The sequence below is a fragment of the Glutamicibacter sp. AOP12-B1-11 genome, from assembly GCF_052379245.1.
Lineage (GTDB): Bacteria > Actinomycetota > Actinomycetes > Actinomycetales > Micrococcaceae > Glutamicibacter.
On the sequence record NZ_JBQSYL010000001.1, the window covers coordinates 147,260 to 173,947 of the forward strand.

21 protein-coding genes and 4 riboswitches are annotated in these 26,688 nt (G+C 63.9%); of the genes, 8 read left to right on the forward strand and 13 right to left on the reverse strand.

The features are described from left to right. Nucleotides 1-45 precede the first annotated feature (45 nt). The 6 genes from ptsP to ACT3UQ_RS00800 all read right to left on the reverse strand — a co-directional run bounded on the left by ptsP (nucleotide 46) and on the right by ACT3UQ_RS00800 (nucleotide 7,569). Nucleotides 46-1,740: a phosphoenolpyruvate--protein phosphotransferase gene (ptsP, locus tag ACT3UQ_RS00775; RefSeq protein ID WP_444636344.1), complete on the reverse strand. Its 1,695-nt coding sequence runs from the start codon at nucleotides 1,738-1,740 to the stop codon at nucleotides 46-48. Continuing rightward, nucleotides 1,737-3,752, reverse strand: a complete 2,016-nt coding sequence (locus ACT3UQ_RS00780; protein WP_096285723.1) for a PTS fructose transporter subunit IIABC — start codon at nucleotides 3,750-3,752, stop codon at nucleotides 1,737-1,739. Before ACT3UQ_RS00780 ends, ptsP begins: the two co-directional genes overlap by 4 nt. Nucleotides 3,753-3,754: 2 nt before the next feature. Further along, nucleotides 3,755-4,732: a 1-phosphofructokinase family hexose kinase gene (locus tag ACT3UQ_RS00785; RefSeq protein ID WP_105553537.1), complete on the reverse strand. Its 978-nt coding sequence runs from the start codon at nucleotides 4,730-4,732 to the stop codon at nucleotides 3,755-3,757. Beyond that, a complete protein-coding gene (locus ACT3UQ_RS00790) occupies nucleotides 4,729-5,505 on the reverse strand; it encodes a DeoR/GlpR family DNA-binding transcription regulator (RefSeq protein ID WP_096286019.1) in 777 nt (258 codons plus the stop codon). Before ACT3UQ_RS00790 ends, ACT3UQ_RS00785 begins: the two co-directional genes overlap by 4 nt. Nucleotides 5,506-5,707: 202 nt before the next feature. Further along, on the reverse strand, nucleotides 5,708-6,202 hold the full coding sequence (locus ACT3UQ_RS00795) for a CoA-binding protein (RefSeq protein ID WP_096285719.1): 495 nt from the start codon (nucleotides 6,200-6,202) through the stop codon (nucleotides 5,708-5,710). Next, complete coding sequence (locus tag ACT3UQ_RS00800; protein WP_444636345.1) at nucleotides 6,202-7,569, reverse strand: O-acetylhomoserine aminocarboxypropyltransferase/cysteine synthase family protein; 1,368 nt, start codon at nucleotides 7,567-7,569, stop codon at nucleotides 6,202-6,204. The genes ACT3UQ_RS00795 and ACT3UQ_RS00800 overlap by 1 nt, the downstream gene beginning before the upstream one ends. An 85-nt stretch (nucleotides 7,570-7,654) precedes the next feature. Further along, nucleotides 7,655-7,749: riboswitch (SAM riboswitch) on the reverse strand. 38 nt (nucleotides 7,750-7,787) lie between these two features. Between ACT3UQ_RS00800 and ACT3UQ_RS00805 the strand changes: the two genes are divergently transcribed. The 5 genes from ACT3UQ_RS00805 (at nucleotide 7,788) to glpX (ending at nucleotide 12,510) form a co-directional block, all read left to right on the forward strand. Beyond that, nucleotides 7,788-8,426, forward strand: coding sequence for a histidine phosphatase family protein (locus tag ACT3UQ_RS00805; protein ID WP_181150529.1), 639 nt, complete (start codon nucleotides 7,788-7,790; stop codon nucleotides 8,424-8,426). Between the two features lie 159 nt (nucleotides 8,427-8,585). Beyond that, nucleotides 8,586-9,086, forward strand: a complete 501-nt coding sequence (locus tag ACT3UQ_RS00810; protein WP_105553535.1) for an RNA polymerase sigma factor — start codon at nucleotides 8,586-8,588, stop codon at nucleotides 9,084-9,086. Beyond that, a complete protein-coding gene (locus ACT3UQ_RS00815; protein ID WP_096285711.1) occupies nucleotides 9,083-9,712 on the forward strand; it encodes a methylated-DNA--[protein]-cysteine S-methyltransferase in 630 nt (209 codons plus the stop codon). Before ACT3UQ_RS00810 ends, ACT3UQ_RS00815 begins: the two co-directional genes overlap by 4 nt. Nucleotides 9,713-10,172: 460 nt before the next feature. Next, on the forward strand, nucleotides 10,173-11,450 hold the full coding sequence (nhaA, locus tag ACT3UQ_RS00820; RefSeq protein ID WP_181150528.1) for a Na+/H+ antiporter NhaA: 1,278 nt from the start codon (nucleotides 10,173-10,175) through the stop codon (nucleotides 11,448-11,450). Nucleotides 11,451-11,535: 85 nt separating this feature from the next. After that, nucleotides 11,536-12,510, forward strand: a complete 975-nt coding sequence (gene glpX / locus ACT3UQ_RS00825) for a class II fructose-bisphosphatase (protein WP_096285709.1) — start codon at nucleotides 11,536-11,538, stop codon at nucleotides 12,508-12,510. Nucleotides 12,511-12,665: 155 nt separating this feature from the next. Here glpX and katG read toward each other — a convergent pair whose 3' ends face one another. From katG to ACT3UQ_RS00855, 6 genes are all read right to left on the reverse strand, one after another. Next, a complete protein-coding gene (gene katG / locus ACT3UQ_RS00830) occupies nucleotides 12,666-14,846 on the reverse strand; it encodes a catalase/peroxidase HPI (RefSeq protein ID WP_096285707.1) in 2,181 nt (726 codons plus the stop codon). 95 nt (nucleotides 14,847-14,941) lie between these two features. After that, nucleotides 14,942-15,394, reverse strand: a complete 453-nt coding sequence (locus tag ACT3UQ_RS00835) for a Fur family transcriptional regulator (RefSeq protein ID WP_096285705.1) — start codon at nucleotides 15,392-15,394, stop codon at nucleotides 14,942-14,944. 147 nt (nucleotides 15,395-15,541) lie between these two features. After that, complete coding sequence (gene acs / locus ACT3UQ_RS00840) at nucleotides 15,542-17,506, reverse strand: acetate--CoA ligase (protein ID WP_096285703.1); 1,965 nt, start codon at nucleotides 17,504-17,506, stop codon at nucleotides 15,542-15,544. Nucleotides 17,507-17,538: 32 nt separating this feature from the next. Beyond that, nucleotides 17,539-18,360, reverse strand: coding sequence for an ABC transporter permease (locus ACT3UQ_RS00845; RefSeq protein WP_096285701.1), 822 nt, complete (start codon nucleotides 18,358-18,360; stop codon nucleotides 17,539-17,541). Nucleotides 18,361-18,365: 5 nt separating this feature from the next. Continuing rightward, the gene (locus ACT3UQ_RS00850; RefSeq protein ID WP_096285699.1) at nucleotides 18,366-19,382 is read right to left on the reverse strand and encodes an aliphatic sulfonate ABC transporter substrate-binding protein; all 1,017 of its coding nucleotides are present in this window, start codon (nucleotides 19,380-19,382) and stop codon (nucleotides 18,366-18,368) included. Between the two features lie 62 nt (nucleotides 19,383-19,444). Then, a complete protein-coding gene (locus tag ACT3UQ_RS00855) occupies nucleotides 19,445-20,257 on the reverse strand; it encodes an ABC transporter ATP-binding protein (protein ID WP_105553676.1) in 813 nt (270 codons plus the stop codon). A gap of 5 nt (nucleotides 20,258-20,262) precedes the next feature. Beyond that, nucleotides 20,263-20,370, reverse strand: a riboswitch (SAM riboswitch). Nucleotides 20,371-20,635: 265 nt separating this feature from the next. Beyond that, nucleotides 20,636-20,735: riboswitch (SAM riboswitch) on the forward strand. A gap of 16 nt (nucleotides 20,736-20,751) precedes the next feature. Here ACT3UQ_RS00855 and ACT3UQ_RS00860 point away from each other — a divergent pair. Together ACT3UQ_RS00860 and ACT3UQ_RS00865 are read left to right on the forward strand one after the other, a co-directional pair. Then, entirely contained in the window at nucleotides 20,752-22,086 is a 1,335-nt protein-coding gene (locus ACT3UQ_RS00860) for an acyl-CoA dehydrogenase family protein (protein ID WP_444636346.1), read from the forward strand. Between the two features lie 64 nt (nucleotides 22,087-22,150). Next, nucleotides 22,151-23,554, forward strand: coding sequence for an LLM class flavin-dependent oxidoreductase (locus ACT3UQ_RS00865; RefSeq protein WP_096285694.1), 1,404 nt, complete (start codon nucleotides 22,151-22,153; stop codon nucleotides 23,552-23,554). An 81-nt stretch (nucleotides 23,555-23,635) separates the two neighbouring features. On the opposite strand, the gene ggt is transcribed toward ACT3UQ_RS00865, so the two are convergent. Further along, on the reverse strand, nucleotides 23,636-25,459 hold the full coding sequence (gene ggt, locus ACT3UQ_RS00870) for a gamma-glutamyltransferase (RefSeq protein WP_105569770.1): 1,824 nt from the start codon (nucleotides 25,457-25,459) through the stop codon (nucleotides 23,636-23,638). Between the two features lie 249 nt (nucleotides 25,460-25,708). Here ggt and ACT3UQ_RS00875 point away from each other — a divergent pair, with 249 nt between their 5' ends. Then, the gene (locus ACT3UQ_RS00875; protein ID WP_096285690.1) at nucleotides 25,709-26,224 is read left to right on the forward strand and encodes an ASCH domain-containing protein; all 516 of its coding nucleotides are present in this window, start codon (nucleotides 25,709-25,711) and stop codon (nucleotides 26,222-26,224) included. 276 nt (nucleotides 26,225-26,500) lie between these two features. Then, a riboswitch (SAM riboswitch) is annotated at nucleotides 26,501-26,590 on the forward strand. Nucleotides 26,591-26,688: the final 98 nt, after the last annotated feature.

A 26,688-nucleotide genomic window follows, 5' to 3' on the forward strand; every position in this document is an offset into this window, starting at 1 on the left:
TTCTGATCGGTGGTATTCGTAAGCTTAAAGTACTTAGGTCTTCGGTTACAGTCCGAAACGGTCCAGTTCGGGCAGCTGCGCGCGCACCAGAGCGCGAGCCTCATCCGCCGAGGCCGCCTGCAAGGCGAGGCGTGCCAAATCCTGCGCGGCCGCCAGGTCCACGGTGCGCAGCACCGCCGCTACCGGAGCGAGCGCACGCTTATTCATCGACAGCGTGCTGACTCCCAGACCCACGAGCACCACCGCGAGCGCGGGATCCGCCGCGGCTTCACCGCACACGCCTACCGGTTTGGCCCCGGCGCCTTGCGCCCCGGCACAGGTGGCCGCGACCATGTGCAGCACCGCAGGCTGCCAGGGGTCGTTGAGTTCCGCCAGCGAACCCAGCTGCCGGTCGGCGGCCATGGTGTACTGCGTCAGGTCATTGGTTCCGATGGAGACAAAATCGCAGCGTTCCAGGATCCGCTCGGCCAGCAGTGCGGCCGAGGGCACCTCGATCATCACCCCGGCGGTGGGCAGCTCCGCCTCGGCGACCAGCGCCGCGAAATCCTGTGCCTCGGCGGGCGTGGAAATCATCGGGGCCATGGTCCAGACCTCGGCCTGGTGGGCGGCGGCCGCCTCGGAGATCGCGGTGAGCTGGCGGGCCAGCACGCCGGGACTGGTGGTATCGGTGCGGTAGCCGCGCACCCCGAGGGCCGGGTTCGGCTCGCTGGCATCGGTGAGGAATGGCAATGGCTTGTCGGCGCCGGCATCCAGCGTGCGCACCACGACCTTCTGCTGCGCGAACGCCGCGAAGACCGCACCGTAGGCCGCGACCTGCTCCTCGTGGGAAGGTTCCTTTTCGCGTCCCAGGAAGCAGAACTCGGTACGCAGCAGGCCCACGCCTTCGGCTCCGGCCGCGGCGGCCGCCTGCGCGTCCTCGCCGCTTCCGACGTTGGCCAGCAGCGGGACGCGGTGCCCGTCGGCCAGCACACCGCTGCCGTCGAAGTCCGGCAGCTGCTCGCGGTTGGCGTAGGTGCGCGCGATGGCGACCTCGACCTCGGTGGGGTTGCGCACCACCAGCCCGTCGATGCCGTCCACGTACACCCGGTCCGCATCACGCAGCGCGGTGGTCTCGCTCGCCGCGACGATGGCAGGCAAGCCCAGGGAGCGGGCGATGATCGCGGTGTGGGACTGCGGGCCGCCGTCGCTGGTGACCAGGGCCAAGACCTTGGCCGGATCCAGGGTGGCCGTATCCGCCGGCGCCAGGTCCACCGCAACGAGCACAAAGGGCTCGTCTGAATCGGGGATTCCCGGGGCGGGGACCCCGCGCAGCTGGGCCACTATGCGCGCCCGCACATCCAGCACGTCGCCGGCGCGTTCGGCCATGTAGCCGCCGAGCGCCGCAAGCTGGGTGGCCACCGCGTCGGCGGCTTCCCAAAGCGCCGACTCGGCGCAGGTGCCCGAGGCGACAAGCTTCGTCGCGGACTTCAGCAGGCTGCGGTCGCTGGCCATCAGCGCGGTGGCCTTGAGCACCGCTTGCGCGTCTCCGGTGGCATGCGCCGCGCGTTCCTTCAGCTGTGCCGCGACCGCCGCGGTGGCCTCGGCCAGGCGGGCGGTTTCGCTCTCCACGCTGGCCCCCGGGGCAAACGGGGCGCCGTCGGCCGGGGCGCTGATCGGATCGGGCATGCGCCGCACGGTGCCGATGACCCGGCCCGCGCTGACCCCGACGCCGGAGAACTTTTCTACGCTGTGGGTGCTCATGCGCCGACCTTCGCATTCTCTACGCCCGGCGTCGCGGACTTGCGGACGAATTTCTTCAAGATAATCACCAGCGCCGCGGAAACCAGCGTGCCGATGAGCGTTGCCAGCAAGAACATCGGCCAAGTGTTGTTCATCGCGAAGAAGACGAAGGCTCCGCCGTGCGGTGCCTGGCTGACCACATCAAAGGTCATGATCAGCGAACCGGTGACCCCGGCGCCGACCATCGAGGCCGGGATGACGCGCAGCGGATCCGCCGCGGCGAAGGGGATCGCCCCTTCTGAGATGAACGCGGCACCGAGCAGCCAGGCAGCCTTGCCGTTTTCGCGTTCGGCCCCGGTGAAGAGCCTCGGGGAGACCGCGGTGGCCAGCGCCATGGCCAGTGGTGGAACCATGCCCGCGGCCATAACCGCCGCCATGATCATCAGCGGTGCCGGATTATCGGTAATCGAGCCGGCTCCCAGTCCTGCCACGGCGAAGGAGTAAGCGACCTTGTTGACCGGTCCGCCCAGATCCACCGCCATCATCAGGCCGAGAATCAGTCCAAGAATTGCCGCGGCGGTGCCCGACATGCCCGAAAGCCATGAGTTCAAGGCTTCGGTGAGTTTTGCGATCGGACCGCCGAGGAAGAGGATCATCAGCCCCGAGGCGATGATCGAGCCCAGCAGCGGCACGATCACCACCGGCATCAGGCCGCGCAGCCAGCGCGGAACGTTCCACGAGCTGATCCAGCGTGCCGCCAGCCCGGCAATCAGACCGCCGACGATACCGCCGAGGAATCCGGCTCCCATGAACCCGGCCACCGCACCGGCGGTGAAACCAGGGGCGATGCCCGGACGGTCAGCGTAGGCATAGGCGATGTAGCCGGCCAGCGCCGGCACCAGGAAGCCCATGGACAACCCGCCGATCTTGAAGGCGACCGCGCCGAGGAAGGCCAGGAGCCCCTCGTCCGGCAGATTGAACAGCGTCGTCTCCGCCAGATACTGATCGGCCACGTCGGTGATGTCGTAACCGCCGAGCAGGAAGCCCAAGGCGATCAGCAAACCGCCGCCGGCGACAAACGGGATCATGTAGGAGACGCCGGTGAGCAGTGCACGCTTCAGGTCGGCGCCGAAGCCTTGCTTGCCGCCGCCCTGTTCGGATTCCGCGGCGGCCGTGCCGGCGGGAACCTTGCGCGCGTTGGGATCGGTGGCCGCGGCGATGGCATCCTGCAAGAGCTTTTCCGGCTCGTCGATGCCGCGTTTGACGGGAACCTGGATCACCGGTTTGCCGGCGAAACGCGAGCGGTCACGCACATCCACGTCTACCGCGAAGATCACCGCGTCGGCGGCTTCGATAACCGCCGGGTCCAAGGCGGTTGAGCCGGAGGAGCCCTGGGTTTCCACGGCGAAGTCGATGCCGAGCTCCTCGGCGCTTTGCGCCAGCGAGTCGGCCGCCATGTAGGTGTGCGCGATGCCCGTGGGGCAGGCGGTGACCGCAACGATCTTGGAGACCTTCGCGGTAGCAGCCGGCGCTTCGGGCTGCGCGGCAGGTGCGGTGCCCGCCGCGGCAGGCACCGTGGGGCTATCGGAGATCACCGCGGAGACCAGTGCGACGATTTCCTCGTCGCTCTTGGCTTCACGCAGGGCGCCGGTGAAGGTCTTCTTGACCAGTGCGCGGGCCAGCTTGGAGAGCAGCTTCAAATGATCCTTGTCGGCGCCTTCCGGGGCGGCGATGAAGAAGATCAGATCCGCCGGGCCGTCCTTGGCTCCGAAGTCCACCGGGGTGGCCAGGCGCGCCATGGCCAGGGTCGGGATGGTCACGGCCGCCGAACGGCAGTGCGGGATCGCGATGCCCCCGGGGACGCCGGTTGCCGTTTTGGCTTCTCGGGCCAGCGCATGCTCGGCCAAAGCCGAGGCGTCGGTGGCGCGGGAGGCCTGGGCCACCAAATGCGCCAGATGGTTGATGACCTCGGAGGTCGAGGTGCCCAAGTGCGCGTCGAGGGTGACGAGCTGGGTGGTGATCAGGTCGCTCATAGCTATGATCCTTGCCTTGGGGTTAGTGCGAGAACGGTGACGGCGTCCACGGTGAGATCGGATGGTGCGGGAATGGTTGAGCCGGGAAGTGAAGCCGCCGCGGCGCCGTAGGCGATGGCGGAGCCAAGACACTGATCCGGTGCTGCCCCGGAGATGGCCGCTAGCAGGTAGCCTGCCAGCGAAGAGTCTCCGGCGCCCACGGTGCTGCGGGCGGTGATCGGCTGGTGCCAGCCATGCCAGGCGCCCTGGCCCGTTGCCAGCACGGCGCCGTGCGCTCCGAGGGTGGCAAGCACCGCGCCGGCCCCGCGTTCGAGCAGGTCGCGGCAGGTGCTCGCGGTCAGCTCGGCGTCGGCCTCGAGCTGCTCCTCGGTGAGCTGCGAGCCCACCAGTTCGGCCAGTTCCTCGGCATTTGGCTTGATCAGATCCGGGACGTGGCTTGGGCCGTGGGCAAAGAGCTGGCGCAGCGGTTCACCGGAGGTGTCCACGGCGATGTTCGGGCAATTCACCCCGAGCGCATCGCGCAGTGCCGCGGTGAGCTGGGCGTAGAAATCTGCGGGTGCTCCCGGTGGCAGCGAGCCGGCCATCACCACCCATTGGGCTGCGCCAGCGGATTCCAGCACCAGCGCGCTCAGTGCGTTCAGCGCCTCGGCCGTGAGCACCGGACCCGATTCGTTGATCTTCGTGGTGGTGCCGTCCGGGTCGGTGATGGCGATGTTGGTGCGCAAGGGCCCATCGATGGGCAGCGCCTTGAACTCAAGCCCGTCGCCGCGCAGCGCCGCGATCAAGGGGTCATTGGCCGCTCCGGGGAGCAATGCCAGGCTCTGGGCACCGGCGATCGAGATCGCCCGGGAAACATTGACTCCCTTGCCGGCGGCTTGGGTGTGGCTTCTGGCCGCGCGCTGGACCGCTCCGTGGGCCAGCGGATCCAGCAGCTCGATGGTCTTGTCCAGGGCCGGGTTGCAGGTCAGGGTGATAATCATGCGACCACTACCTCTACCTCGGCTAGTTCCAGGGCGCGGGACAGCTCGGCTTCCGGGGCGTGATCGGTGACGATCGTGTCCACCTGGTCCAGCCGCGCGAAGCGGACCAGGGTTTCCTGCTCGAATTTCGAGGAATCCACCAGGAGGACCACCCGGCGGGCGCTGGCGACCAGCGCCGTTTTGACGGCGGCTTCCAACGGGTCCGGGGTGCTCAGCCCGAAGCCGGCATGCAGGCCGTTGGTTCCGATAAAAGCAATGTCTGCGCGGTAGTTCGCGTATTCCTGTGCGGTGCGCGCCCCGCTGCTGGCGCCGGTGATTCCGCGAACTCGTCCGCCAATCATTTCCAAGGCAATCTGCGGGCTTTGCATCAGCGCGGTGGCGATCGGCAGCGCGTGGGTGATCACCACGAGCCCCGACCCTGCGTTGGTTTTCACCATGCGTTCGGCGAGAATCTCGGTGGTGGTTCCCGCATCGAGAATGACCGAGGCATCGGAGACCGGGAGCAGGCTCAGCGCGCGCTGGGCAATCCGGGCCTTGGCCTCGGCGTGGATGGCAGTGCGGGCTACATAGCTTTCCTCGCGGGTGCTCGCCTCGCTGGCCGCGACCGCACCGCCGTGCACCCGGCGCAAGAGGTTCTCTGATTCCATCTGGGCCAGATCGCGGCGGACCGTTTCGGCGGTGATCTCGAAGCGCTGGGCCAGCTGAGCGACGGTTACTTTCCCGGCATTCGCCAACTGATCAGTGATTAGCCGGTGTCTTTCCTCGGCAAACATCTGCGCCTCCATGAAGTCATGATCTACAACACACGAATCTGTGTTTCCATGACTTTATGCCCGTTTGCGTGGGGTAGTCAAGATGAAATCCAAAAATATTGTGGATTAATCTTTGCTTGCGTGGGGTTATCCGTTCAAAAGACAAAAATCGGTGGGTCCTCTCCGCAGAGGGAACCCACCGATCGAGGTATTGAGCCGAGCGCTACGCCAGGATCTGGCGTTTGGAAGAAATGACTCCGGTGTTGAAGCCGGCCAGGCGCAAGCCGCCGTGGAAGCGTGCGTGCTCAATCTTGACGCAGCGATCCATGACCACGTTCAGGCCCGCCGCCTCGCCGCGTGCGGCGACTTCCTCATGCCAGGATCCAAGCTGCAGCCACAGCGTTTTCGCGCCCACCGCCACGGCCTCATCCAGTACGCCGGGAAGGTCATCGTGCTTTCGGAAGACCTCAACCAGATCCGGGGTCTCCGGCAGATCCGCCAGCGACTTGTAGACCGGCTGGCCCAGAATCTCGTCGAGCACCGGGTTGATGAAGTACACCTTGTACTTCGAGGAGGACAGCAGGTAGGTGGCGACGAAATAGCTCGCACGCGAGGGCTTATTCGAGGCGCCAACAATGGCGATGACCTTTGTATCGCGCAGGATCTGCAGGCGTTCGGCCGCGCCGGGCGCCTGCCAGGTGCGTTCTTCGATGCTCATTAGTTCGCTCCCTTCGAAGCGGCTGGCACGGCGCAGGCGGCGCCGTCATAGGTGGGAGTGTCGAGCTGTTCGTCAGGGGTGGCTGCCTGCGAGGCGCTCAGCGCCTGATCAAGGTCCCAGATGATGTCTTCGACGTCCTCCAGGCCAACCGACAAGCGGATCAGGTCCTCCGGAACGCCGGCGGCAATCATCTGCGCGGCGCTCAGCTGCTGGTGCGTGGTGGAGCCCGGGTGCAGCACCAAGGTGCGCGCATCGCCGATATTCGCCAGGTGGCTGGCCAGCTGCAACGCCTCGATGAACTTGGTGCCGGCCGCACGCCCACCCTTCACGCCGAAGCTGAAGACCGAGCCGACGCCCAGGGGAAGCAATTCGGTGGCCCGCTCATGCTGTGGGTGGGATTCCAGGCCCGCGTAGTTCACATAGCCGACGCGGTCATCGGCTTCGAGCCACGCGGCGATCTGCTTCGCGTTGGCCAAGTGGTTGTCCATGCGCTGCGGCAGCGTCTCCAAACCCTGCAGCAGCTGGAAGGCCGACTGGGCCGGCAGGGAGGGACCGAAGTCGCGCAGCTGCTCGCTGCGCAGCTTGGTCAGGAAGCCGTACTCGCCGAAGTTATCCCACCAGGACACGTTGCCGTAGCTCGGCACCGGTTCGGTCATAGTGGGGAACTTGCCGTTGCCCCAGTTGAAGGTGCCGGCCTCGATGACCACACCACCCAAGGTGGTGCCGTGGCCGCCGATGAACTTGGTCGCCGAGTGGATCACGATGTCCGCACCGTGCTCGATAGGGCGCAGCAGGTACGGCGGGGTCAGCGTGGAGTCGACCACCAGCGGCAGGTTGTGCCGGTGCGCCACCTCGGCCAGGCCCTTCAGGTCTGCAATGTCGCCGGAGGGGTTCGCCACGATCTCGGTGTAGACGGCCTTGGTGTTTTCCTGGATGGCAGCCTCAAAGTCGGCCGCCTCGTTGGAATCGACGAAGGTGGTGTTGATGCCGAAGCGGCGCAGGGAGACGTCCAGCTGGGTGATGGTGCCGCCGTAGAGCTTGGAAGAGGCCACGATGTGGTCTCCGGCCTGTGCCAGCGCCGCGAAGGTGACGAACTCGGCTGCCATGCCGGAGCCGGTGGCTACCGCGCCGATGCCCCCTTCGAGGGAGGCCATGCGCTCCTCGAAAGCCGCCACGGTCGGATTGCCGATGCGCGAATAGATGTTGCCGTATTTCTGCAGGGCGAACAGGTTCGCCGCATCATCGGTGTCTTTGAAGACGAATGAGGTGCTCTGGTAGATCGGCACGGCGCGTGCGCCATGCTCGGCATCGGGGGTGCCGCCTGCGTGTAGCGCGCGGGTGCGGAATCCAAACTTGTGGTCGGCCATGGTGGCTTACGACTCCTTGTCGACTGGGTCTTCGGCAGGAATCCCGGGTCAATGTCGCATAACCCCTGGAGTCCAGTGGAAAGCAGCTCCATCGGTTCTGGCGGTAGCACCTGATCCACCGGCTGTGGCAGGTTGCTGCGGCGTCATCAAACCAGATCTCTCGGCCGCTCGGGATGGTTAAGTAATAGTCTGTCAATATGTCCTGGGATGACCCAACAATGAGTCCTAAGGTTGCGAAGGTTGAAGCGCAGACTGATTCGGGTGCGGCGCCGCGGTTACCATATGCTCGAATTATGGACACCGCGCTAGCACTGGTACGACACGGGCAGACCGACTGGAATCTTGCGGGTCGGCTCCAGGGCCGCACGGACATCGAGCTGAACGAGACCGGCCGCGAACAGGCGCGCGCGGCCGGGCGAGCGCTCATGGGGGAGGGGTGGGATCTGGTGCTCGCCTCCCCGCTGTCCCGCGCCCAGGAGACCGCCGCGCTCATCGCCGCGGAACTCGGCGTCGACACCGGTGCCCCGGTTGCTCACGCGGTTGAACGCGGCTTCGGTCCGCTCGAAGGGCGGGTCATGATCGAAGTGACCGAGCGGGAAGCGGCTGCGCTGGCGGGGCAAGCCGAGAGCCGTGAACTGGTGCTGCAGCGGATGCTGCTCGCCTTGACCGAACTGATTCAGGCAAACCCCGGCCGCCGCATGCTGGTGGTCAGCCATGGGGCCGCCATGCGCATCACCCGCGACGCGCTCGCCGGGACCCGCGCCGAGCGGGGAGTGGAAAATGGAGAAGTCATTCCGGTCAGCCTTGCCCGGCTCGCCGAACTCGTTCAGGAACACGATCTTGCGGACGCCCGCTAGGCTCGTTTGCCACCCAGTGATTATCCGGCACCGGGCCGGTACTGCTTAAGCACCGCTAGGCAGCCGCGGAGAATCTTTCTCGAAGAAAAATCCCCACGAAATCTCACAAAACATCGCGGCGGTACGTTTACATGGTGAAAGCACCGAACCAGGAGCAGCATGAAACAGCCATTCGAACGCATCGTCCAGGCCCACGGGCTGAGCGTCCTTCGGGTTTGCCGCGCCCTGCTCGATGAGCACCGCGCGCAGGATGCCTGGTCCGAAACGTTTCTCTCCGCGCTGAAGGCGTACCCGGAGCTGGATGAGGAGGCGAATGTCCAGGCGTGGCTGGTGCGCATCGCCCATCGCAAGGCCGTCGATGAGCTCCGCCGGCACAAACCAGAACTCAGCCAAGCAGAGGTCCAGCCAGCCACTCGGGCATCGTCCGAGACCAGCGCGGAGGACCACGTGGCAAACATGGAGCTGTGGCAGGCAGTGAAGCTGCTGCCACAAAAGCAGCGGCTGGTCGTGGCCTACCGTTATCTGGGTGGGCTCGGCTATGCCCAAATCGCCGAGATTCTCTCCGGCAGCGCGGATGCTGCCCGGCGTGCTTCAGCCGACGGAATCAAGAACCTGCGAACCCACCTGTCGCAGGATCAACTACCAGGAGGCGACCGATGAACACGCAAACTCCAGACTCCAACCCGACCTCATCCGAGGCGCAGCTGCTGCGCGAGCTCCATACGCGCCTGGAGCGTAGCGCGGGGGAGCAGCAGTTGATCGATATCGCCTATCGGGTAGTGGATTCGCCCATCGGGCGGCTGCTTATGGCCTGCACGGAGGTGGGGCTGGTTCGGGTCGCCTTCGAAAGCGAGGGGCATGAATCGATCCTCGATATCCTGTCCGGCAAAGTGGGTGCGCGGATCTTGCGCGCGCCAGCAAAACTGGACAATGTCGCCTGGCAGCTCGAAGAGTACTTTGCCGGGGACCGGCAGGAATTCGAAGTGCCCTTGGACCTGCGCCTCTCGACCGAATTCCGCAGGCAAGTCCAGCTGGAACTGAGCCAGATAGGCTACGGCGAAACCTGGAGCTATGCCCGGATGGCCGAAAGGCTCGGCAAGCCCAAGGCGGTGCGCGCGGTTGGATCGGCCTGCGCCACCAATCCGCTGCCTATCGTCCTGCCCTGCCACCGGGTCCTGCGCACCGATGGTTCGCTCGGCGGCTATCTGGGTGGGCTGGAGACCAAGACCTACCTGCTCCGGATGGAAAATCCGGATCGTTCAGAACAAGCCCCGGTCCTTTTCTAGCCCGAGCCACGGAGCTAAGCCGCACAGACCTGGGGATGGTGCTCGGGGAGCGCTTGATAGCTCGGTAACGCAATGAACTATTCATCCGCGAACTCCGCGGCAAAGTGCCTCCACCTCGGGGCCCGCCCCACATGTTTTCTACCGCCGTTCTGCCCGCGTACTGGTGGCGTATTCCAATCGCTGCCTGCCCGGTTCATGTTAGTGTTGAAGCATGCCCTTTTTGGTTTCGTCCCACGTGCAGCGGTTGATCGCTGCGGTGTTCCCGAACTCAAAATTACTGACGAAACGGGCTAGCGGCACTAACGGGTGGATGAGTTCCTGGGGAACCAATGCCCATGGCGAGATCGCCGGCTGTCCACCACCGCGCTCCTGATCTGCGCGGCTCTCTGCTCTCTTTCTTGATCGGTGGATTCCGCGCGCCATCGCGCCCGCATACCTCTTCTGAGAAAGACACCTTACTTTGTCGCACCATTCTTCCGACGTAATTCGTCAAGCACCCCATTCCATCTGGCGTGGAATCCACCAGACATTAAAGCAGGACTCGGTCGGCGGCTTGTTGCTGCTGTGCGCAACGGTCGCTGCGCTGATCCTCGCCAATTCCCCCGCCGCGTCCTGGTATGAGGATCTACGGAACTTCACTTTCGGCCCCGAAGCGCTGCACCTGAATCTTTCGGTAGGCACGTGGGCAGCCGACGGGCTGCTGGCAATCTTCTTCTTCGTGGTCGGCCTGGAATTGAAGGAAGAGTTCGTTGTCGGCAAGCTTCGCAACCCACGCACCGCGTTGGTCCCCATCGCTGCCGCAATCGGCGGCGTAGCCCTGCCTGCGCTGTTCTACGCGTGGGTGATCACCAGCGCCGGGAGCGACGCGATCAACGGCTGGGCGATTCCTGCTGCCACCGATATCGCCTTCGCGATCGCGGTCATCGCAGTCGTCGGAAAGTTCCTCCCGCCGGCGCTGCGCACGTTCTTGCTGACCCTTGCGGTGGTTGACGACCTCTTGGCGATTTCGATCATCGCGATCTTCTACACCGATGATCTAGCGTGGCTGCCGCTGGCTCTGGCCCTGATTCCACTGTTGGTGTTTGCGTTCGCCGTGCAGCGCGGCGTGCGTGCGTGGTGGATCCTGATGCCACTAGGCATTGCGGTGTGGGCGCTAGTGCATGCCTCGGGTATCCACGCGACCGTGGCCGGGGTGCTGCTAGGTTTCATGGTTCCGGTGGTCGCAACCTCGCGGGCGCGGGTGAAGATCGGCACGACCAATGACGGCCAACCGGTATATGACGGGCTAGCGGCGCATTTTGCGGACCGCTGGAGCGTGCCCTCATCGGTAGTCGCCATCCCCGTGTTCGCCTTCTTCGCCGCGGGCGTGGCCGTGGGCGGGCTTTCGGGGCTGGCCGAGTCACTGCTCAGCCCGGTGGCCGTAGGCATCATTGCCGGCCTGGTGCTGGGTAAATCCATTGGCATCACCGCCTCAACCTTCCTGGTCACGAGGATTCCGGGGATCACGCTGGACCGGTCGATCAAGTGGGTGGATGTACTCGGGATGGCCTTCGTCGCCGGAATCGGCTTCACGGTCTCGCTGCTGGTTGGTGAACTCGCCTTTGGCGCAGATGGTGCCGAGGCACAGTATGTCAAGGTCGGGGTGCTGTGCGGCTCGCTGCTTGCCGCCGTGATCGGCGCCTTGATCCTCGCAGTGCGTAACCGGAAGTACCGCGCAGACTCATCTTCTTCGGCATAGCTTCGAAAGCTATTGCCCGGGAGCCTGCCTGTGGTTCAAAAATTAGGTCCTGCAAGGGCCAGCGTAGTAGAAAGCAGTTGACCTGATGCCTGATATTTCTTCTCTGCATGCCGACCGAAACCTGGCCTTGGAGCTGGTGCGGGCCACCGAAGCGGCGGCTATCGCCTCTGGCCCGTGGGTGGGTGCGGGGGATAAGCTGCGCGCAGATGGGGCGGCCGTGGACGCGATGCGTTCGCTGCTTGCCTCGGTGCGATTCGACGGGACCGTGGTGATCGGCGAGGGTGAAAAAGATCAGGCACCTATGCTGTTCAACGGTGAACGCGTGGGCACCGGCGAGGGGGCGAAATGCGATGTGGCAGTCGACCCGATCGATGGCACCCGGCTGACCGCCATGGGCCTTGAAAATGCGCTGTCCGTGCTGGCCGTCGCCGAGGCCGGGTCAATGCTCGATGCCTCTTCGGTGTTCTATATGGAGAAATTAGTGACCGGCCCCGAAGCCGCGGAATACGTGGATTTGCGGTTGCCGGTGAAGGAAAACCTGCGGTTGATCGCGAAGGCAAAGTCGGTCGATATTCGCCAGTTGACGGTGAGCGTACTCGATCGTGAACGGCACCAGAATCTGGTTCAGGAAATTCACGCGGCCGGCGCTCGGACCAAGGCACTGGTCGACGGTGATGTGGCGGCGGCGATCGCGGCGGTACGTGAAGGAACCGGCATCGACGCGTTGATGGGCGTTGGCGGCTCCCCGGAAGGCGTGATCACCGCGTGCGCCGTCAAGGCCCTCGGCGGAGTGATCCAGGGGCGGATGCATCCAACCAGCGGCGAAGAGCGCGAACGCGGTCTGGCTGCGGGCCTGGATATGGACAAGGTGTATTCCACCGGTGACTTGGTCCGCAGCGACAACTGCTATTTCGCGGCCACAGGCATCACCGACGGTGACTTGCTGCAGGGCCTGCGGACCGGGCCGCGGACCATCCGCACGCAATCGATCGTGATGCGCTCGAAATCCCGAACGGTCCGCGTGATCGATGCGGAGCATTCAACCAGCAAATGGGCGTAGCGGCTAAACCCCGATAGCGAGGGCGGCCCGGCCATGCGCAATGGCGTGGCTGCGGCGCAGCAAACCAACGAATTGGATGCGTACCCTCGTGGCTCATTTAAGAACAATGGCCGCCACCCCGCAAGGGGTGGCGGCCATCGTCATGAGGCTAGAAACTACTTATTGCGCAGTTCGAAGCGGTCGGCATCCATGAGCTTGGCCCATGCTGCGGCGAAGTCCTTGGCGAACTTCTCCTTGGCATCGTCCGCGGCGTAGACCTCGGCCAGTGCACGCAGCTCGGAGTTCGAACCGAAGACCAGATCAACGCGGCTGCCAACCCAGCGGCCGTCGGTGGTCGAGTAGGTCTTCTCCTCGGCGTCCGGGGTCCACTCGAGGCCCAGCTCCAACAAGTTCGCGAAGAAATCGTTGGTCAGCGCGCCCGGGGTTTCGGTGAAGACGCCGGTGTTCGAGCCGTCCCAGTTGTTGCCCAGTACGCGCAGGCCGCCGAGGAGCACGGTCGCCTCCGGGGCGGTCAAGCCCAGCAGGTTGGCGCGGTCCAGCAGCAGGTATTCAGAAGGCAGCTGCAGGAAGCCCGAATCGTAGTTGCGGAAGCCGTCGGCTACCGGCTCCAGCCAGGCGAACTGCTCCACGTCGGTCTGCTCCTGGGTTGCGTCAACGCGCCCCGGAGTGAACGGAACGTTTAGCTGCTGGCCGGCGGCCAGCGCTGCCTGCTCGACACCCACGTTGCCGGCCAGAACCACAACGTCGGCGAAGGAAGCCTTCACGGCCGAGGTCGCGTTGAATTCGGCAACGATGCTTTCCAGCGCCGCGATGACCGGCTTGAGCTGCTCAGGCTGGTTCACCGTCCAGGAAACCTGTGGTTCCAGGCGGATGCGGCCGCCGTTGGCGCCGCCACGCTTGTCCGAGGAGCGGAAGCTTGCTGCGGCCTTCCACGCGGTGGAAACCAGCTGCTGAACCGACAGCCCGGATTCGGCGATCAGGGACTTCAATGCGGCGATCTCGGTGTCACCCAGGGTGACCTCCGGAGCTGCCGGCAATGGATCCTGCCAGGTGAGGTCCTCAGCCGGAACTTCTGGGCCGAAGTAGCGGGACTTCGGGCCCATGTCGCGGTGGGTCAGCTTGAACCAGGCACGGCCGAAGGCATCGGCGAACTTCTCCTGGTTGTTCTTGAAGTCCTCCGAGATTGGACCGTAGATCGGGTCGAAGCGCAGCGCCAGGTCACTGGTCAGCATGCGTGGTTCGCGGCGTGCGGCTGCGTTGTGGGCCATTGGCACCATGTCGTCGCCTGCCCCGTCCTTCGGGCGCCACTGCTGCGCGCCGGCCTCGGAGTAGAACAGCTCCCACTCGTAGGCGAAGAGGATGTGGAAGAACTCGTTGTCCCAGCGGGTTGGGTGGTAGGTCCAAGTGACTTCCAAGCCCGAGCCGATGGTGTCATCGCCGTGCCCGGTGCCGAAGTCCGACTTCCAGCCCAGTCCCTGCATTTCCAGCGGAGCCGATTCCGGATCGCCGCCCTTGTGGGATTCGGCGCTGGCGCCGTGGGTCTTGCCGAAGGTGTGGCCGCCGGCGATCAACGCGACGGTTTCCTCGTCGTCCATGCCCATGCGGCGGAAGGTTTCGCGGATATCGATGGCCGAAGCCAATGGATCTGCCACGCCATCCGGACCCTCTGGGTTCACGTAGATCAGGCCCATCTGGACTGCTGCCAGTGGCGCCTCCAGATTGCGTGCGCCGGTGTAGCGTTCGCTCTCCAGCCAGACCTTCTCCGGACCCCAGTAAATGTCGTCGTCGGCTTCCCAAACGTCCTTGCGGCCGCCGGCGAAACCGAAGGTTTCGAAGCCCATGTCTTCAAGGGCCACATTGCCGGTCAGCACGATCAGGTCGGCCCAGGACAGCGACTGGCCATACTTCTTCTTGACCGGCCATAGCAGGCGACGTGCCTTGTCCAGGTTCACGTTATCCGGCCAGGAGTTCAATGGTGCGAAACGCTGCTGGCCGGCGCCTGCGCCACCGCGGCCGTCATGCGAGCGGTAGGTGCCCGCCGCGTGCCACGCCATGCGGATGAAGAACGGACCGTAGTGGCCGAAGTCAGCTGGCCACCAGTCGTAGGACTTGGTCATCAGTTCGGCAATATCGGCCTTGACGGCAGCAAGATCCAGCGCCTCGAAGGCCGCGATGTAGTCGAAGTCGGGATCCAGCGGGTTGGTGGCTTCCTGGTTCTTCGAAAGAATCTTCAGGTTGAGCTTATTTGGCCACCATTCGGTATTCGCATGACCCTGGGTAGGGTGAACGCGTCCGGCTCCTACTACTGGGCACTGACCTGCAGTCGTTTCTGACATGTAGTCTTCCTTCCGATAAGGGATTGGCTTGGTACTCCGTCTCCGTGCGCCGTTGGCCCGCGGAGACGAAAATTAGTTCCTTGCGGTACTTCTTTTCAGACAGTTCCCGTAGCCGGCTGCGCTGTCTTGGCTTGTTGGCAGTCCGGGCAGAGCCCCCAGTAGATGACCTCTGCCTCGTCGATGCTGAAACCGTGGTGATCCGAGGCATGCAAGCACGGTGCGGCTCCGACGGCGCAGTCCACGTCCGCCAGCGTTCCGCAATTGCGGCACACCACATGATGGTGGTTGTCGCCTACGCGGGTTTCGTACCGGGCGATATGACCGTGGGGCTGGATTTGGCGGAGCAGTCCAAGGCTGGTGAGAAGCTTCAGCGAATCGTAGACCGCCTGGTGGGATACCAGCGGGTGCTCTTGGCGCACTGCCTCGATAATGGTTTCGGTATCCGCATGGGGATGAGCTGTCACCGCGGCGAGCACCGCGACGCGCGGGCGGGTGACCCGCATCGATGCTTCGCGCAGCACCTTCTCGATTCCCTCGGATGTTGTCATGGTACTAGCTTGCCCTATTTATTTTGAATGAGTCAAGATAATTACTCGTATCTTTTCGCTCCGCTGAAAATTCGTGGTCAGAATCGGTTAAATGAATCTGGCCGACCTTCGCAAGAGCGGATGAAGGTCGGCCAGATCCAGTGGCGGCTAGGGACGAGCGCGGCAGATCTCGTTGAGCCGGGCAATGCATGGTTCATTTTGCAAGCTGGTGGTGTCCCCTAGTCTGGTGCCTTCGAAAAGCTGGGTCAGCAGGCGGCGCATGATTTTGCCCGAGCGGGTCTTGGGCACATCGGGGACCAGGACAATATCGCGTGGTTTGGCGATCGGTCCGATCTGCGTGGTGACGGTTGCGCGCAGCTCGGCGATGAACTGCTGCTGGCGGACGAGCGTCTGCGCATCGGGTTGCGCCGCGACCAGCGAGGCATCCAGCGGCACCACGAACGCGGTGGCCGCGTGCCCGGTTTTCTGATCGGGGGTCGGGCAGACTCCCGCCTCGACCACACCTGGGTGGGTGACCAGTGCGGATTCGATCTCGATGGTGGACAGCCGGTGTCCGGAAATGTTGATCACGTCATCGGTGCGTCCCAGAATGTAGATGTCCCCATCCTCATCGAAGCGCGCGCCGTCCCCGGCCAGGAACCAGCCCTGCGCGGCGTACTGCTCCCAGTAGCTGGTGTAGTAGCGTTCCGGGTTTCCCCAGACCGTGCGGGCCATGGACGGGCCGGTCTGGGTGATCACGATATTTCCCTGCTCGTTGGGCCCCACGCGGCCGCCGGAGGCGTCCACGATGTCCACCGAAACGCCGGGCAGCGCCCGCGAAGCGCAGCCGGGCTTGAAATGCTCGTCGGTAGGCAGCGGGGAGAGGACGGTTGCGCCGGACTCGGACTGCCACCAGGTATCGACCATCGGGATGCCGCCGGGGGTGTCGCGCCCCAGCTGAGCGCGCAGCCAGCGCCACGCCTCGGGGTTGACCGACTCGCCCACGGTGCCGCCCACCCGAACCGAGGACAGGTCATAGCCGGCCGGAACCCCCTCGGGGAACCAGCCCATCAGCGAACGGACCAGGGTCGGCGCGGTGTAGTAGCTGGTGACCTTGTAGCGTTCGATGATTTCGAAGTGGCGGCCCGGGTGCGGTGCGTTGGGCACGCCCTCGTAGATCACCTGGGTGACGCCGTTGGCCAGCGGGCCGTAGATCTCGTAGGTGTGCGCGGTGACCCAAGCCAGGTCCGCGGTGCACCAGTGCACGTCGCTCGCGCGTTGGGATTCGTCGGGGTTGCCGAACAGGAGATTGTGGCTGTACGCGGCCTGGGTCAGGTACCCGCCGGTGGTGTGCACCAGCCCCTTGGGCTGCCCGGTGGTTCCGGAGGTGTACATGATGAACAGCGGGGTCTCTGAATCGAAAGCCTGCGCTGCGTGCTCGGTGGACTGAGTTTCCACCGCCTCGTGCCACCACACATCGCGTCCGGCGGTCCACGGGATCTCATCCCCGGTCCGGCGGATCACCAGAACCTTTTCGATGCTGTTTTCCCCGGATACCGCAAGATCTGCGTTGGCCTTGACCGGAACCGAGGTGCCGCGGCGGAACTGGCCGTCGGTGGTGACCAGCAGCTTGGCCTTGGTGTCCTCCACCCGGAACTTCAACGCCTCCGCGGAAAAGCCGCCGAAGACCAGCGAATGGATCGCCCCGATGCGTGCGCAGGCCAGGGTGATGACGATGGTTTCGACAAGCACCGGCAGATAGATGACCACGCGGTCCCCCTTGGCCACGCCGAGCTCCTGCAGGGCGTTCGCCGCCTGGCTGACGCGCTCCTGGAGGTTCCGGTAGGTCACCGCGATGCGGTCACCGGGCTCGCCCTCGAAGTAGAGGGCGACCTTCTCGCCGTTGCCGGCGGCCACATGGCGGTCGGCGCAGTTCACCGCGGCGTTGAGCTTGCCCCCGAGGTACCAGGAGATCTGCGGGCCGCGCTTGGCTTGTGCGTCTGCCGGGATGATCTGGCTGGTGGTGTGCCATGGGGTGTCCCAGTCAAGCAGGTTCGCCGCCTCGTCCCAGAACTCCTGGCGTGCCTCGGCGTTGGAGGGCTGATTTGTACTGGCCAATTCGATGGTGGTCATTGCGGTCCTTGAACGTGATTCGAGTTGTTGGCTTAGGTCCAGCGGTTGATCGCCCAGCGTTCTGCTACCGAGAGCAGGGCATCGGTGATCTTTCCGAAGACGGCGAGCAGGATAATTGTCAGGATCAACCGGTCGATGCGACCGTTGTTCTGCGAGTCGGTGAGCAGATAGCCCAGCCCCATGGAGGCGCCGAGCAGTTCGGCGGCGACCAGGAACAGCCAGGCCTGGGCCAAGGCGAGGCGAAGCCCGGAGAAGACCGAGGGAACCACCGCGGGAAGCTGCACGGTGCGCAGCAGCTTCAGGCCGTTCAGTCCGAACGCGCGCGCGGCTTCGATGAGCTGGCGGTCCACGTGGCGCAGGGCCAAGGCAACGGTGGTGAACACCGGGAAGAATGCGCCGATGATGACCAGCGTGACCTTGGAGTCCTCGCCCATCTTCATCCACAGGATGAGCAGCGGAACCCAGGCCAGCGAAGGCACGGCGCGCAGCGCCCCGATGCTCAGGCCGAGCAGTGCGTCGGCGAGCCGGGACAGTCCGACCAGCGCGCCGAACAGCAGGCCGAGCAGCGAGCCGAAGAAGAATCCGAGCAGTACACGCTGGGTCGAAATGCCCACATGTTTGCCCAGCTCGCCGCCTTCGAGCAGTTCGCCGGCCGCGGCCACCACGGCCGCCGGAGTCGGCAAGGACCACGGCGCGACGATGCCGGTGGTCGTCACCACCTGCCAGGTGAGCAAGACGATGAGCGGCAGGATCAGCGCGAGCAACCAGTGCGGTAGCTTCAGAAGCCTGGCGCCAAGGCTTTCGCGTGCCTGCACCGGCGTGCTGGCTTGCTGGGTTTGGTTCGCTGAAGACATGTTGCTTATTCCCCGGCGATCTTCGTCGCGTCGGCCTGGGCAGCGAACTGCTCATCCACCAGGGATTCCAGCGCTTGATCGACTGCGTCCTGGGTGGAGACGTCCTTGTTGGCCACGAAGGTAGGTCCGATATTGCGCAGCACCGAAATGAAATCCTCACCCGGCACGGTGTCCACGTCGAGGTTCGAGCGTTCCTCGATCACCTGGGTGGCGACCGGGGCCTCCAGACCTGCAACCTCGGCCAGAATGCTCGCCGTTTCACCAGGATTGGCGGCGGCCCATCCGCGAGCCTTCTCGTAGGAGTCCACCACCAGCTGGGCGAGTTCGGGGCTCTCCTCGATGAAATCTTCGCGGGCATTCAACGCGCCATAGGTGTTGAAGTCCAAGTTACGGTAGAGCAGCTTCGCGCCGTCCTGTTCGGCATCGGCCATGATCGGATCCAGGCCGCTCCAGGCATCGACCGAACCGTTGACCAGCGCGGTGCGCCCATCGGCGTGCTGCACGTTCTGCAAGGTGATGTCCGAATCGCTCAGACCGGCTTCGGCCAAGGATTGCAGCAAGAAGAAGTAGGGGTCGGTGCCCTTGGTGGCCGCGACCTGTTTGCCCTCAAGGTCCTTGACCGACTTGATATCCGAGTCCTCGTTCACCACTAGGGCGGACCATTCGGGCTGCGAATACAGCGAGATGGTCTTGATAGGTGAGCCGTTGGAGCGGGCCAGCAGTGCTGCCGAACCGGCGGTGGATCCCACATCCACGGCATCGGCGCGCAGCGCCTCGTTGGCCTTGTTCGAGCCGGCCGACTGGATCCATTCGACGCTGACCCCTTGTTCCTTAGCGGCGGCGTCCAGCCACCCCTTTTCTTTCAGGACCAGGCTCAGCGGATTGTAGGTGGCGAAGTCGATGGACAGCGTCTGGCCGTCGGCTGCGGCGTTCTCGCCCGCGCATCCGGTCAGCACCAGGGCCGAAATGCCAAGCGTTGCTACGGATAGTGCGGCGCGACGGGAAAAACGATTCGAGAGCATGGAAAATCCTTGATTTGTGCGAATGGAAGGCCCGCGGGACCAAATGAGTGCGGTAGAAAGTGCTAGTGGTTCGTCGGATCAACGCCGAGCAGGCTCAGCAGCGCTGTGCGGTGGGCGACGAATTCGCTGCTCGTATGGCTGCGCGGGTGCGCCGCGGACAGGACTCGATCCTCGATCACGGTCGCCGAGGCCTGGCCCTCGGGTCGGCCCAGCACGACGATGCGGTCGGCGAGAGTCAGCGCCTCATCGACGTCGTGGGTCACCAGCAGCACGGTAGTCGGGAAAGACTTATGGATGGCCAGCAGCAGATCCTGCATTTTCATTCGGGTCAGCGCATCGAGCGCACCAAAGGGTTCGTCGAGAAGCAGGACGCCCGGGCGCCGGGCCAACGCGCGAGCAAGCGAAACCCGCTGAGCCATGCCCCCGGAAATTTCACGTGGGCGCAGATCTGCTGCGTGGCTCAAGCCGGTCAGCTCCAGCAGCTCGGCGATCAGCTGGCGCCCGGATTGCTTGTCGGTTCCCGGCGCAAGGCCGATGGACACGTTGTCTCGGACCGAGCGCCAAGGCAATAGCCGTGGTTCCTGGAATGCAACGGCGCACCGCTCATCTATCCCCGTCACGGCGCGGCTTCCGATGACCACCGACCCGGTGGAGGGGCGGTCCAGGCCGGAGGCCGCCCGCAAGAGAGTGGATTTGCCGCAACCGCTTGCGCCGAGAATTGCAACAATCTGGCCCGCTCCGAGGCGCAGATTCACGTCGCGAAGCACCGTGTTGCTTTCCTTCTTGGCGGTGAAAGTACGCGATAGCTCGAGGAACTCCACGTCGAGCGCCGTTGCGCTTTGGACGGTCTCGGGCAAGGCAAAGGCTGTAGTCATTTTCATCTCCATCGTTCCTGGCGGTAGCACCGGACACCGTTTGGTTTATTAACCGTGTGTGGTGGTTGCTGCGGCGTCACAGAGCCAGATCTCTTAGCCGCTCGGGATGGTTACACGACTATTACAGGCCTTCGAACGATTTCAATGCAAATCTTTCGTAACATGAAAAATATTCGATAGATGCGTCACATCATCGTGATGTTTCGATTTTTATTTCATCAATCGCGTATTTGGCCGAAAAATCGCTAAACGCTAGGTATTGCGTTCGACCTCGCTAGGCAAGTGCTGTCCTTGATGCATTTCAATCTCCATCCGCACACGACGAAATGTGACTAACCGGGTTGATGGCGATGTAAACCTCAGGCTACAAATGATTACGAACCATCCAGAGCGACCGAGAGATCTGGCTCGTCGACGTCGCAGCAACCACCCACCAAATATTGGCGCGGGACGGTGCTACAGCCAGGACCGATGGAAAGAATTGAGGACTTCCGATGTCATTTGGCGATCCCGCTGGCGACTTTAATGCGCTCAGCGACCCGTCTATTGCGGGTAGCGCGGTGGGGCTTGACGACCTTCCACAAGAACTTCCTACCCGGCAGTTGCTGAAGATCACCCCGGGCCCCGGCGCTGACGAGCAGTATGAACGGCTTGCCGGCATTTTCCGTCCGGTATTCGCGCAGATCGCCTCGGGTGCAAGAGAACGCGACCGGCAGCGGATCCTGCCATTCGAACAGGTCGGCTTGCTGAACCGCGAGCGCTTCGGTGCGCTGCGCCTGCCGGTCGCCGACGGCGGCCACGGGGCGCGCTTGAGCGATGTCTTCCGGCTGCTCATCGAATTAGCCGAGGCGGACTCGCATGTGGCCCAGCTATGGCGCGCGCACATTGCCTTCGTGGAAAATGCGGTGCGGCTGGAAGATGCGCAGCTCCGCAGCAAATGGGTTTCCCGGATCAGCTCGGGGCAGATCGTGGGCAACGCCTACACCGAGGAAGGCGGCAACGCCCTCGGGTTGCTCAACACCAAGGTCACCGAGGAGGGTTCGCGCTGGCTGGTCAATGGGCGGAAGTTCTACTGCACCGGCACCATCTTCGCCGACTGGACCACCGTAGCGGTGGCGCACCCGCAACTCCCAGGGCGCCAGATCGCGGTAGTTTCCACCCAGCACAGCGGCGTGAAAATCCTCGATGACTGGGACGGGTTCGGCCAACAGCTCACCGGTACCGGCAGCACCGAATTCCATGAGGTCCCGGTGGACACCTTCATGCCGGAGGACCCCACGGATCCGGAAGCCGCGATCTTCCAACTCGTGCTCATGGCGGTACAGGCCGGAATCGGACGCGCGGCACTGAACGACCTGCGCTCCTCCGTGCAGGCGCGTACCCGCAGTTTCAGCACCGGCACCGGAGTTCCGGTGCACCGCGAACCGCAGGTCTTGCAGCTCGTCGGGGAGGTCTCCGCCGAAATCTTCGCCGCGGAGTCCGTGGTCATGGGCGCGGTGCTGGAGGTCGAGTCGGCGATGGCAGACGCGAACCTGAATGCCGAGGAGCGCTTTGCCGTGTGCGAACTGGCGGCCAACCGTGCCCAGACGATCGTGCAGCCGCTGGTCATCGGAGCGACCAGCAAGCTCTTCGACGCGCTGGGTGCATCTTCCACCCGCAATAGCTGCAATATGGACCGCCACTGGCGCAACGCCCGCACCATTGCGACGCACAACCCGGCGATCTACAAGGCGCGCATCGTGGGGGACTACGAGATCAACGGCGTGCAGCCCCAGCGGCTGTCCGTCACGGGCACGGTAACCGGAGCAAACCGGTTCTCCGGCAGCTAGGCAACACTCTTCGAACACAGATTTTTAGACTAACCAGATTTCTTCTATGGATAGGGGCACACCAATGAGCGAGAACAAGCGCGAAATCCTTTTTAACGCCTTCGATATGAACTGCGTGGTGCACCAGTCGCCGGGCCTCTGGCGCCACCCGGATGACAAGGCGTCGACCTACAACACCCTGGGCTACTGGACCCACCTGGCCAAGGTGCTGGAAAAGGGCAAGTTCGACGGCCTGTTCCTCGCCGATGTGCTGGGCACCTACGACGTCTACAAGGGCACCAACGAAACTCCGCTGCGCAGCGGTGCGCAGGCGCCGGTCAATGACCCGATGATGCTCGTCTCCGCGATGGCCGCGGTCACCGAGAACCTCGGCTTCGGCGTCACCGCGGGTACCGCCTATGAGCACCCTTATGCCTTCGCGCGCCGCCTGGCCACCCTGGACCACCTGACCAACGGCCGCGTGGGCTGGAATGTGGTCACCGGCTACCTGCCATCGGCCGCCCGAAACATGGGCCAAGAAGACCAGATGGAGCACGACGAACGCTACAACCACGCCGATGAGTACCTCGAAGTGGTCTACAAGCTGCTCGAAGGCTCGTGGGAAGAGGACGCGGTGCAGAACAACAAGGAATCCGGCGTCTACACCGACCATTCCAAGGTGCACCCGATCAATCACGAGGGCAAGTACTTCAAGGTTCCGGGCATCGCCATCACCGAGCCAAGCACGCAGCGCACCCCGGTGATCTACCAAGCCGGCGCCTCCAAGCGCGGCACCGAATTCGCCGCGTCGAACGCCGAAGCGATCTTCGTGAATTGCCCAACCCGTGACCTGCTCAAAGAAGCGGTCGCCAAAATCCGCGACGCTGCCGAAGCCGCAGGCCGTGGCCGCCACGACATCAAGATCTTCGCCATGCAGACCATCATCACCGCCGAAACTTCGGAACTTGCCCAGGCAAAGTTCGAGGACTACAGCTCCTACGTGGATATCGACGGCGCGCTGGCATTGCTTTCCGGTTGGACCGGCATCGACATGTCCGCTTACGGACCAGATGACGTGATTGGCGACGACGTGAAGTCCAACGCCATCCAGTCCTCGGTGGAAACCTTCAAGAAGGCCAGCGGTGATACCGGCAAGCCATGGACCATCCGCCAGCTGGCCGAATGGATCGGCGTGGGCGGATTCGGTCCGGTCTCCGTCGGTTCCGGCGCCGAGGTTGCCGAGAAGCTCATCGACTGGGTTGAATACACCGACGTAGATGGCTTCAACCTGGCCTATGCTGTCACTCCAGGCACCTTCGAGGACGTCGTCGAGTACGTGGTTCCGGAGCTGCAGGCACGCGGGGTCTACAAGACCGAATACACCGAGGGCTCGCTGCGCCACAAGCTCTTCGGTGAAGGTGACCGGGTGAAGGACACCCACCGTGCCGCCCAGTACAAGATCTCCAACCGATTGGCCACCAAGGCCTAAATCCTTGAAGATCAAGCGCTAGCAAAGCCAGCGAGTCCCCGCGAAATGTTGAATTCCGCGGGGACTCGCTGGCTTTAACGGCTATTTGGCCGGGTTCACCACCATGGCCGAACCGCCTCCGCGGCGGTTTGGTTCAGCCGCCGCGATCAAGGTCCCGTCTGCGGCGATTTCCACCGCCTCCACCGCACCGATCTCAGCCTGCGGGGTGAAGGAATCACCGGCGGCGGTGAGCTTGTGCCCGAAAGCCTCAAGCGCCGGCCCATAGGCCTCGATGAATTCGGGCTCCGCCGTCACCGCCGCGGTATTGCGCTGCGAGGCGCGCGGGGCCGCGATGGCTTCGCTCAGATCCATGCCCAGGTCAATGCGGTTCACCAGGGTCTGCAGCACCGTGGTGATGATGGTGGAGCCGCCGGGGGAGCCGATGGCGAGCATCGGTTCGCCATCGCGCAGCACGATCGTGGGCGCCATCGAGGAGCGCGGACGCTTGCCCGGCTCGATCCGGTTCGGGTCGGCGGGATCGTACACCGTGGAGAAATCGGTCAGCTCGTTGTTCAGCAGGAAGCCGCGCTCGGGCACCACGATGCCCGAACCTCCGGTCTGCTCGATGGTCAGGGTGTAGGAGACGACATTGCCCCAGCGGTCCACCACCGAAAGGTGGGTGGTGGAGATATTCTCGGTATCCTGCTCAACCACCGGCTCGCTGGTTGCCGCCGGGCACACTCCGTCATAGCCCTCGATATCGCCCGGAGCCACCGGTTTCTCCGCGGCCTGTTCGGGGTTTACCGCGCACGCCCGGTCGACGCCGAAGAGCTTGTCGGTCAGGATTTCGGTGGGAACATCCACAAAGGCCGGGTCGCCGACAAACTTGCCACGGTCGGCGTAGGCCAGGGCTGTCGCCTCGAAGTAGTGATGAAGCGCGGTGGGCCGCTCCATGCCGGCGAGGTCGAACTCGCCGAGAACATTCAGCGATTCACCGATGGTGGTTCCTCCGCTGGAGGATGGAGCCATGCCGTAAACATCGAGGCCGCGGTAGCTGACCTGGGTTGGCTGCTGCTCCACGACCTCGTAGTCCGCGAGATCGGCGGTGCTCACATAGCCAGCCGGAACCGGGAGTTCGGTGTCCGCGGACGTGGGCGGAGCCTGCACCGTCTGGGATATTTCTTCGGCCATTTCGCCCTGGTAGAACGCCGAGGGGCCCTGCTTCGCCAGCAACCGGTAGGTCTGGGCAAGATCCGGGTTCTTGAAGATGCTGCCAACGTGCGGCGCATCGCCATCGGGCAGGAATAGCTCGCTGGTGGAGCCGAAGGTCGCGAAGCGTTCCTTGTTATCCAGGGTCTGTTCGCGGAATGTTTCATCGACAACGAAGCCGCGTGAAGCTACCTGGGTGGCTGGGTGCAGAACTTTCTTCAGGCTTTGGGAACCCCAATTGTCCAGCGCGCGCTGCCAGGTGGCCAGGGTGCCGGGCACGCCGACCGCCACGCCGCTGGTCACCAGTTCGGGAGTGAAGTTGTAGGGCTCGCCGGTTTCCGGATCGATGAAGGCATCTTGGGGCATTGCTGCCGGTGCGGTCTCCCGGCCGTCGATGGTGCTGATTTTTCCGGTTTTCGCGTCGTAGTACATGAAGTAGCCGCCGCCGCCGATGCCCGCGCTATAAGGCTCGGTCACGCCCAGCGCGGCCGCCGTTGCGACCGCCGCATCAACCGCGTTGCCGCCTTTGCGCAGGATCTCGATTCCGGCGGCGGTCGCTTCCGGGTCTACGGAGGAGACTGCGCCGCCGCTGCCTTTGGCCGTAGGCGTTTTGTCGGTCGCCCTGGGATCGGCGCTGGCCGGAAGGGCGGTGAAAGTTCCCAGTCCCAGCGCCAGTGCCGCGGCGCTGGCGATAGCTCTCGTACTTGCTCGTGACATACTTTGATCTCCTGAAAAGGTGGGGATGAAGCAAGCGCCAATTTACGGGAGAAGCACCTGAGACTTAGGCTGTGACACGCGTCACCGCGCATGCTTGTCGCTCATTACGCTCAGGTGAAGACTTCACTAGCGTCGGATTCACCGCCGTCGCCTCAAGGGCTTCGGAGGGCATGCCGCCACCGCGGCAGCCAGCGATCCGGCCACCGAATACAGCAGCTTCGGTGGCCGGACTGCGTTTAGGCTAGGAGAATGAGCAATGAACCTACCTCCGAGCTGCCCCCGGTAGATCTCGCCGCCGCCGCGCAAATGTGGGCTGACTACCGAAACAGCTGTGCCACCGATCCGGGCGACTACGTGGTGGAATACTTCGGAGACAGCGCTGAGCTCGCCGAGGCACTGCTGCATCAGGTAACCCACGGGCAGAAACGTGCCACCTCAAGCCTTGAAAACGAGTACCTTGCCGAGAACGAACCGCTTCCGCGGGTCGGTTCGCACTGGATCGCCTGCGACGGCTCCGGGACACCGAAAATTATCCTGCGTACCAGCGAGGTGACGCTGAAATCATTCGACCAGGTGGATGCAGATTTTGCCTTTGCCGAGGGCGAGGATGACCGTAGTCTGGCCAGCTGGCGCCGGGAACACGAAAAGTTCTGGAAACGGACGCAGCAGGCAGATTTCGCCAAGCAGTGGGAACCGGCAATGACCGGCGTGCCCGGTGAGCGGATCGTGTGCGAACGCTTCGAAGTGGTCTGGCCGCGCAGCTAGCTTCCAGGCACCTAATTCATCTCCACCTTTCGGTTCTGGAAGCTTGCTTTGCGTTCAGGCCCAGGGGCGTCCTCGCACCCGCCGAGTTCTCCTGAGTCAAGATGCGAATTCAGCGTCGTCACGTGGCGACATATGACGGGTGAGTCGCGCATTTATGGCCGGTTTTCCGCCGATCTGCGCACCGAGGTCGACTTCATGACGCGTATATAACGTCATGGTTGTTCACGAAGCGGGCACGGGCACAGACTGAAACTGTTCGATTCACCTATCGAATGGTAACCATCCAGAGCGACCGAGAGACCTGGCTCAACGACGTCGCAGCAACCACCCTCACGGGGCCGGTGCTACAGCCAGGACCGATGGAGCAGTCTGAAACACCGGCTTTGTTCCCGAGATTCAGAGCCTGGCGAAAGCCAGCGGCATCCTGAATCCGTGGATCGTCGCTGTTTGAGACTCTGCGCGGT

Coding starts and splice junctions, on each gene's coding strand:
- ptsP (WP_444636344.1), bottom strand. CDS start 1,740: ATGAGCACCCACAGCGTAGAAAAGTTCTCCGGCGTCGGGGTCAGCGCG.
- ACT3UQ_RS00780 (WP_096285723.1), bottom strand. CDS start 3,752: ATGAGCGACCTGATCACCACCCAGCTCGTCACCCTCGACGCGCACTTG.
- ACT3UQ_RS00785 (WP_105553537.1), bottom strand. CDS start 4,732: ATGATTATCACCCTGACCTGCAACCCGGCCCTGGACAAGACCATCGAG.
- ACT3UQ_RS00790 (WP_096286019.1), bottom strand. CDS start 5,505: ATGTTTGCCGAGGAAAGACACCGGCTAATCACTGATCAGTTGGCGAAT.
- ACT3UQ_RS00795 (WP_096285719.1), bottom strand. CDS start 6,202: ATGAGCATCGAAGAACGCACCTGGCAGGCGCCCGGCGCGGCCGAACGC.
- ACT3UQ_RS00800 (WP_444636345.1), bottom strand. CDS start 7,569: ATGGCCGACCACAAGTTTGGATTCCGCACCCGCGCGCTACACGCAGGC.
- ACT3UQ_RS00805 (WP_181150529.1), top strand. CDS start 7,788: ATGAGTCCTAAGGTTGCGAAGGTTGAAGCGCAGACTGATTCGGGTGCG.
- ACT3UQ_RS00810 (WP_105553535.1), top strand. CDS start 8,586: ATGAAACAGCCATTCGAACGCATCGTCCAGGCCCACGGGCTGAGCGTC.
- ACT3UQ_RS00815 (WP_096285711.1), top strand. CDS start 9,083: ATGAACACGCAAACTCCAGACTCCAACCCGACCTCATCCGAGGCGCAG.
- glpX (WP_096285709.1), top strand. CDS start 11,536: ATGCCTGATATTTCTTCTCTGCATGCCGACCGAAACCTGGCCTTGGAG.
- katG (WP_096285707.1), bottom strand. CDS start 14,846: ATGTCAGAAACGACTGCAGGTCAGTGCCCAGTAGTAGGAGCCGGACGC.
- ACT3UQ_RS00835 (WP_096285705.1), bottom strand. CDS start 15,394: ATGACAACATCCGAGGGAATCGAGAAGGTGCTGCGCGAAGCATCGATG.
- acs (WP_096285703.1), bottom strand. CDS start 17,506: ATGACCACCATCGAATTGGCCAGTACAAATCAGCCCTCCAACGCCGAG.
- ACT3UQ_RS00845 (WP_096285701.1), bottom strand. CDS start 18,360: ATGTCTTCAGCGAACCAAACCCAGCAAGCCAGCACGCCGGTGCAGGCA.
- ACT3UQ_RS00850 (WP_096285699.1), bottom strand. CDS start 19,382: ATGCTCTCGAATCGTTTTTCCCGTCGCGCCGCACTATCCGTAGCAACG.
- ACT3UQ_RS00855 (WP_105553676.1), bottom strand. CDS start 20,257: ATGACTACAGCCTTTGCCTTGCCCGAGACCGTCCAAAGCGCAACGGCG.
- ACT3UQ_RS00860 (WP_444636346.1), top strand. CDS start 20,752: ATGTCATTTGGCGATCCCGCTGGCGACTTTAATGCGCTCAGCGACCCG.
- ACT3UQ_RS00865 (WP_096285694.1), top strand. CDS start 22,151: ATGAGCGAGAACAAGCGCGAAATCCTTTTTAACGCCTTCGATATGAAC.
- ggt (WP_105569770.1), bottom strand. CDS start 25,459: ATGTCACGAGCAAGTACGAGAGCTATCGCCAGCGCCGCGGCACTGGCG.
- ACT3UQ_RS00875 (WP_096285690.1), top strand. CDS start 25,709: ATGAGCAATGAACCTACCTCCGAGCTGCCCCCGGTAGATCTCGCCGCC.